The 6,172-nt window shown below is 67.1% G+C and carries 5 protein-coding genes; 3 read left to right on the top strand and 2 right to left on the bottom strand.

Translation table 11 applies throughout. From position 1 onward, the window contains the following. Nucleotides 1-700 precede the first annotated feature (700 nt). Nucleotides 701-2,266, top strand: a complete 1,566-nt coding sequence (locus RCH07_RS07480; RefSeq protein ID WP_326966830.1) for an alpha/beta hydrolase domain-containing protein — start codon at nt 701-703, stop codon at nt 2,264-2,266. Nucleotides 2,267-2,334: 68 nt separating this feature from the next. Here the strand turns inward: RCH07_RS07480 and RCH07_RS07475 are convergent, their stop codons facing one another. After that, entirely contained in the window at nt 2,335-2,991 is a 657-nt protein-coding gene (locus tag RCH07_RS07475; RefSeq protein ID WP_326966829.1) for an alpha/beta hydrolase, read from the bottom strand. 83 nt (nt 2,992-3,074) lie between these two features. On the opposite strand from RCH07_RS07475, the gene RCH07_RS07470 reads away from it, so the two are divergent. Then, nucleotides 3,075-3,950, top strand: coding sequence for an SGNH/GDSL hydrolase family protein (locus RCH07_RS07470; RefSeq protein WP_442784787.1), 876 nt, complete (start codon nt 3,075-3,077; stop codon nt 3,948-3,950). Between the two features lie 76 nt (nt 3,951-4,026). Beyond that, nucleotides 4,027-4,557 carry a hypothetical protein gene (locus tag RCH07_RS07465; RefSeq protein WP_326966835.1) on the top strand — a complete coding sequence of 177 codons (531 nt, stop codon included), beginning with the start codon at nt 4,027-4,029 and terminating at the stop codon, nt 4,555-4,557. 112 nt (nt 4,558-4,669) lie between these two features. On the opposite strand, the gene RCH07_RS07460 is transcribed toward RCH07_RS07465, so the two are convergent. Beyond that, nucleotides 4,670-6,154: a CoA-acylating methylmalonate-semialdehyde dehydrogenase gene (locus RCH07_RS07460; RefSeq protein WP_326966828.1), complete on the bottom strand. Its 1,485-nt coding sequence runs from the start codon at nt 6,152-6,154 to the stop codon at nt 4,670-4,672. Nucleotides 6,155-6,172: the final 18 nt, after the last annotated feature.

Here is a 6,172-nt window from a genome sequence, read left to right as displayed (position 1 = left end):
GCCAGCAGGACAGTGCGGGCCCGCAGGGCCAGGGTCGCCGTGGACGATTTTCCGCGGGTCAGCGCCTCCAAGGCCTCACGATCCCCGTCACGCAGTTCCAGTGCCTTTGCCAAATAAACCATGCGTCAAGTCTGACAAAAAATCAGACCCAAAGGAATCACCGACACGCTACACTAGCGGGCATTTTCGTTAGTTCGTCGGGGGTCCGGGCGCGTAAGCCGGGCTCAGGGACATGCCCCGCGCCCGGGCCAGCGGATGGACATAGTGGCATTATGCCCAGTCCCGGGTCCGAAGAATGGGCATGCCCCCCGCGGACTGGACACCCGGCGCGAAAAGGTCCAGACTCCGTCTGACCCCGAGACGAACTAACGAAAATGACCAATCGTGCGTGGCTGACAACCGGTTCGTGGCGGCTTTGCATGCTCGAATCACGTCGCGTACTTCCGTCCTGAGCGATGCCCTATCGCTGATCGATATCGCCTATCGACAGGGTCTGCTGTGGAAGCTTGCACGTTGTTGCACTTTCACGCACCACCCTTGACCCTGCCGATCAGCCCTAACTATTGTCGAAGTGCTTCGTTGCCTGACGATCGCCGGGTTCTGGCCTGAGCGTCGAGGTCGCGGCAGGGCACAAGGCACCGAAGCCGGTGTGCCGCGAAGCGTACCGGGCAGTGCAGCCCGGTCCCGAGAAGGAGCACCGATGAGAACCTGTTCCCGAACATCCATCCTGCTGACGCTGTCCCTCGCCCTCACAGGACTCAGCCTGACAGCCGTTCCAGCCACTGCAGTGGCTCCACCCCCGCCGGCACAGGTTGCCGCACCCGACGGGGCGACGCCGATCCCCGCGGTGCAGGGACCTCTGGCGTCCACGGCCGAGTCCTATCCGTTCGGCGCTGCCAACCATCAGGAGGTCCCGCAGGATCTCTCGAAGCTCGGCTACGTCGAGGAGGAGTACCTGGTCAGCGGCACCTCAAACGTCTACACCTGGCCTACCGCTGGACCCGCCCAGATCCGCACTGCCGACGCCCCGTACACCACCCGCGTCCTGGTCCGTAAACCGGCCAAGGGCCAGAAGTTCAGCGGCAACGTAGTAGTCGAGATGCTCAACCCCAGCAACCTGTTCGATCTCAACATCGGCTGGGCAGTCGCCCAGGAGCAGATCCTCGCCAACGGCGACGCCTGGGTGGGCATTACCGCCAAGCCGATCGCCGTCGAGGCGCTCAAGAACTTCGATCCGGAGCGGTACGCATCCCTGTCCTTTGCGAATCCGCTGCCGCTCACCGACCCCCGCAACTGTGCGGCGGTGGCCGCCGACTCGTCCCGGACAACGGAGAACGGCCTGATCTGGGACATCTACTCCCAAGTGGGCGCGTGGCTCAAGAGCAACGATTCCACCAACCCGCTGCGCTACGGATCACCGGCTACCAGGGTGGAGCACGCCTACGGCTTCGGCTACTCCCAGACCGGCGGCTTCCTGGTCAACTACATCAACGGCGTGCACCCGCTGGTCGTCGAATCCGACGGCAAGCCCGTCTACGACGCGTACATCGTCGCGGTGGCCGGCGGTGCATTCGCCGGCGCGTACCCCATGAACCAGTGCGAGCCCGCCCCGCCCGCCAACGATGTGCGCCGCCAGTTCAAGGACGTCGGCGTGCCCATCATGCGGATCATGTCGCAGTCCGACTATCTGCGGGGCATCGGATCCCGCCGCGCCGACAGTGATGTACCCGGGGACCAGTACCGCCACTACGAAATGGCGGGTGCCGGCCACGCCACACCGGGCGAGCTCACCTTCTCGGCGTCGTCCGCGGACATCATTGCCGCGGGCCGGGCCGTCCCGCCGGCGTCCTGCAATGAGGGACCGCGCAGCAGGTTCCCCAGCTCCATCTTCTTCAATGCCGCGCTGCGGAACCTCGACCGCTGGGTCCGGGAAGGCATTGCGCCACCGCGCGCGGAGCCGATCCTCGTCCGCGATGGCGCGGCGGTGCTGGACAAGTCCGGCAATGTACAGGGTGGCCTGCGCTCACCCTTCCTCGACGCTCCGACGAGCACCTGGTACGGCACCGCCACCGGTGCATCCTTCTGCTTCATCGCCGGATACGAGCGACCGCTCCCGCAGGACGCGATCGACGGCCTGTACCGGACCCACGGCGCCTACGTGAAGGCAGTGAAGGACAGTGCCCGCACGCTCGAGCGCCAAACTTTCCTGACCGACTACGACGCCCGCAGGCTCATCAGGGAGGCCGCACAAAGCGACATCCCCTAACGACATGCCGTGTTGACGCGCTCCCGGGCGCGCACTGGGAGGGCTTCGCCGCGACGGCGGGGTCCTCCCTAGCCCTGTTTGTTCAGCACCTCGTGGGTCAGGAACTCGGACACATGGCCCATTTCCTGTTGGTTGATGCCGTGCCACATGCCCGCATAGAGCACCTTGGTGAGCTTGACGTGCCTGCGCACCCAGGCCATGGTGAATTCGATCTTGTCCGGCGTGATCACCGGGTCCTGCTGGTCCCGGCCCCAGAACATCGGCACGGTTCCGTCGAGTTCGGCGTCGCGGAAGCCCGGGTCCCCGCCGGCGTCGACGGCAAATCCCGAGAGTCCGACGACGGCGGCGTAGTCAGCGGGGCGCTGACGGAGCAGCGTGGTGGCCACCGCCATCCCCATGGAGAACCCCAGCAGGGCCACCGATGGGTGGTCCGCCCTGACGGAGTCGATCCAGTCCTGCACGTACGTGGCGGCGTCCTGGACGGCGTCGAGCGTGTAGTCGATGGAGGCGGTCAGCGGGAACCAGGTGAACCCGGGGCCGGAGACCAGGGGTGCGCGCAGCGAGGCCACCGCGAACCCGGCGGGAAGCACATCCGCCAGTCCGAGCAGATCCTGTTCGTTGGCGCCGTAGCCATGCAGCAGGACCAGCAGCGGCTTTCCGGCGCGGTCCTCCTCGGCGGTGGACCACAGGACAACGGGCGCGGGAAAGGCAGGAGCGTGAGTCATGGCTCCATTCTTGCAGTTCCACTTTCCCATTACCCGCCGGTAACATCTTTCGGTGGCGTAGTTTTACTGGAACAGTGCAGGATATGAAGGTGAGCGAAACCGAAGCCATGGACAATCCGCCAGCTACTGCCGTGACCCACCCGTGGACCCGCTACGTGGCCCTGGGGGATTCCTTCACCGAGGGCATCGGCGATCCCGAGCCCGCGAGCCCCGGCGGCCACCGGGGCTGGGCCGACCGTGTGGCCGAGGAACTGAGCCACGGCCACGAGGGTTTCGCGTACGCCAACCTCGCCGTCCGGGGCCGGCTCCTGCAGCAGATCGCGGACCAGCAACTGGCGCACTGCCTTTCGCTCCGCCCGGACCTCGTGACCCTGTCCGCCGGCGGCAACGACCTGATCCGGCCCGGCGGCGATCCCGATCTGCTGGCGGAGAAGCTGGACTCGTTGGTGCAGATCCTGGGCCTGGGCGGCGCAACCGTGGTGCTCTTCAACGGACCCGACACCGGCTCGTCCGTGCTGGGCCGGGTCCGCAGCAAGGTGGCCATCTACAACGAGAACCTCCGCACCATCGCTGCCCGCCACGACGCCGTCATCGCGGATATGTGGTCCTTGCGGCAACTCAACGATCCCCAGATGTGGGACGCGGACCGCCTGCACTTTTCGCCGCTGGGACACCACACCATCGCGGCCATGGTGCTGGATTCCCTCAACGTCCGGCACACGCTCGAGCCGCTCTCCCCCAAGCCGCTGCCGCAGCGGAGCTGGCGGGAGGCGCGGACCGGGGACCTGGTGTGGGCCCGCGAATATTTCATGCCGTGGGTGGTGCGGCGGCTGCGGCACCGTTCCTCCGGCGACGGTATGACGGCAAAGCGACCGCTGCCCGGCCCGGTGTTCGGGCCCGGTGTTCCGCTGGGCTCCGGCGAAGGCCCGCCCGGTGCCGAGGAACCCGCGCGCACGTAGCACCCCGGCACGGCGGACAGGGTGTGGGCGTTAAGCTGGAAGGACACTTTCTGAAAGGCGCCGTACCGTGAACAATATGTTCTTCTGGATCATCGTTCTGTCATTCCTGATCCCGATAGGGATGCGCTACTACAGGAAGTCGGTGCGCGGCCGGAATCGGGACCAGGGTATGCCGGGCGGCTTCCCTGGCCAGTTCGGGCAGTTCCCCGGCGATACTCCCGGAGGCGATGCCGGGAACTACCCCGGACAGCAGAACAAGCAGCCCCGTGACGGCTTCACCCAGCGGGACTACTACGGCGGCTTCGGCCAGCTGGGCGCTCCGCAGCCTCCAACGCCGCCGGCGGGCTACCAGCCGCCGGTCCCCTACGAGGACAGCCCGGGTTACCCGGGCAACCAGCCCAAGCCCTTCCAGCAGCAGGATGCGCAGCAGTTCGGACAGCAGCCCGCTGAGGTCCAGCAGCCGTCGGGACCTGCGGTGCCCCCGCCGCCGTCGGCACCGCAGGGCTTTCGGGCGCGCAAGCTGGCGGAACTGGACCAGCGGTACAGCAACGGTGAACTCGCCATGGAGGACTACATGGCCCAGCGCGCGGAGATCATGAAGGGCTGACCCCCTTACCAACAACGCGGGGTCACATACGGCCCATGATCGGGTGCCGGATGGGCCGTATATGACCCCGCGTTGCCTTTTGGGGAGGCGGGGCCGGGGGGCCCGGGGGGGGTTAGTCGACCTGCGGGAAGCCGAGGTCGATCACCGAGGTGGACGGGTCCGGCCAGCGGGTGGTGACCACCTTGCCCCGGGTGTAGAAGCGGATGCTTTCGGGGCCGTACATGTGGGTGTCGCCGAAGAGCGAGTTCTTCCAGCCGCCGAAGGAGAAGGTGCCCACCGGCACCGGGATCGGCACGTTGACGCCCACCATGCCGGCCTCGACGTCGAACTCGAACTGGCGCGCTGCGCCGCCGTCGCGCGTGAAGATCGCCACGCCGTTGCCAAACTCGTTGTCGTTGACGAGCCGGACGGCGTCCTGGTACGTCTCGACCCGGACCACGGACAGGACGGGGCCGAAGATCTCGTCGTCGTAGACCTTCATGCCCGGCTTGACGTGGTCGATCAGGCTGACGCCGATGAAGAACCCGTTGGAGTCGAACTCCTGGGCCCGGCCGTCCACCACCACGGTGGCGCCTTCATTGGCGGCACCGGCCACGTAGGAGGCGACCTTGTCGCGGTGCTCGGCGGTGATGAGCGGGCCCATCTGCGAGGCGGGGTCGGTGCCGGGGCCGATCTTCAGCGTGGCCATCCGGGTGCTGATCGCCCCGACAAGCTCGTCGGCGATGTTCCCGACGGCCACCAGGACGCTGACGGCCATGCAGCGCTCGCCCGCGGAGCCGTAGGCGGCTGAGACGGCGGCATCGGCGGCCATGGACAGGTCCGCGTCCGGCAGGACCACCATATGGTTCTTGGCGCCGCCCAGGGCCTGCACCCGCTTGCCGTGATCGGCGGCGCGTTTGTAGATGGACTGCGCGATCGGCGTCGAGCCCACGAAGCTGATGGCTTTGACGGCCGGATGCTCAAGGAGCACGTCGACAGCTTCCTTGTCGCCGTGGACCACGTTGAGGACTCCGGCGGGCAGGCCGGCCTCGGCGAAGACCTGCGCGATGAAGACGGCCGAGGACGGGTCCTTCTCGCTGGGCTTGAGCAGCACGGTGTTGCCGCAGGCCAGGGCGCTGCCGATCATCCACAGCGGCACCATGGCGGGAAAGTTGAACGGCGTGATGCAGGCGACGACGCCGACCGGCTGGCGCACCGAGTGGACGTCGACGCCGCCCGCGACCTGTTCGGAACGCTCGCCCTTGAGCGCGTGGGACAGCCCGGTGGCGAATTCGATGTTTTCCAGGCCGCGGGTGATCTCGCCCTCGGCATCGGAGAGGACCTTGCCGTGTTCACTGGTCAGCAGGGCCGCCAGTTCGGGCCTACGCTGCATCAGCAGTTCACGGACCTTGAAAAAGATGGCGGTGCGCTTGGCCAGGCTGGTGGCGCGCCAGCCCGGCAGGGCGGCGCGGGCGGCGTCGATGGCCTCCTCGACCCGGACTGCGGAGGCCAGGGCGACCTCCTTCTCCTGCTCGCCGGTGGCCGGATTGAAGACAGGGCCGTAGCGATCGGCGTCGGAAATCAGGGCGCCGTTGATGAAGTGCGGAATGCGTTCCATGGGTGGGTCTCTTTCGTG

Source organism: Arthrobacter sp. CG_A4 (genome assembly GCF_035985125.1).
Classification (GTDB): domain Bacteria; phylum Actinomycetota; class Actinomycetes; order Actinomycetales; family Micrococcaceae; genus Arthrobacter.
The sequence above is the reverse complement of the archived record's forward strand: the minus strand, read 5'-3'. Positions and strand labels throughout refer to the sequence as shown.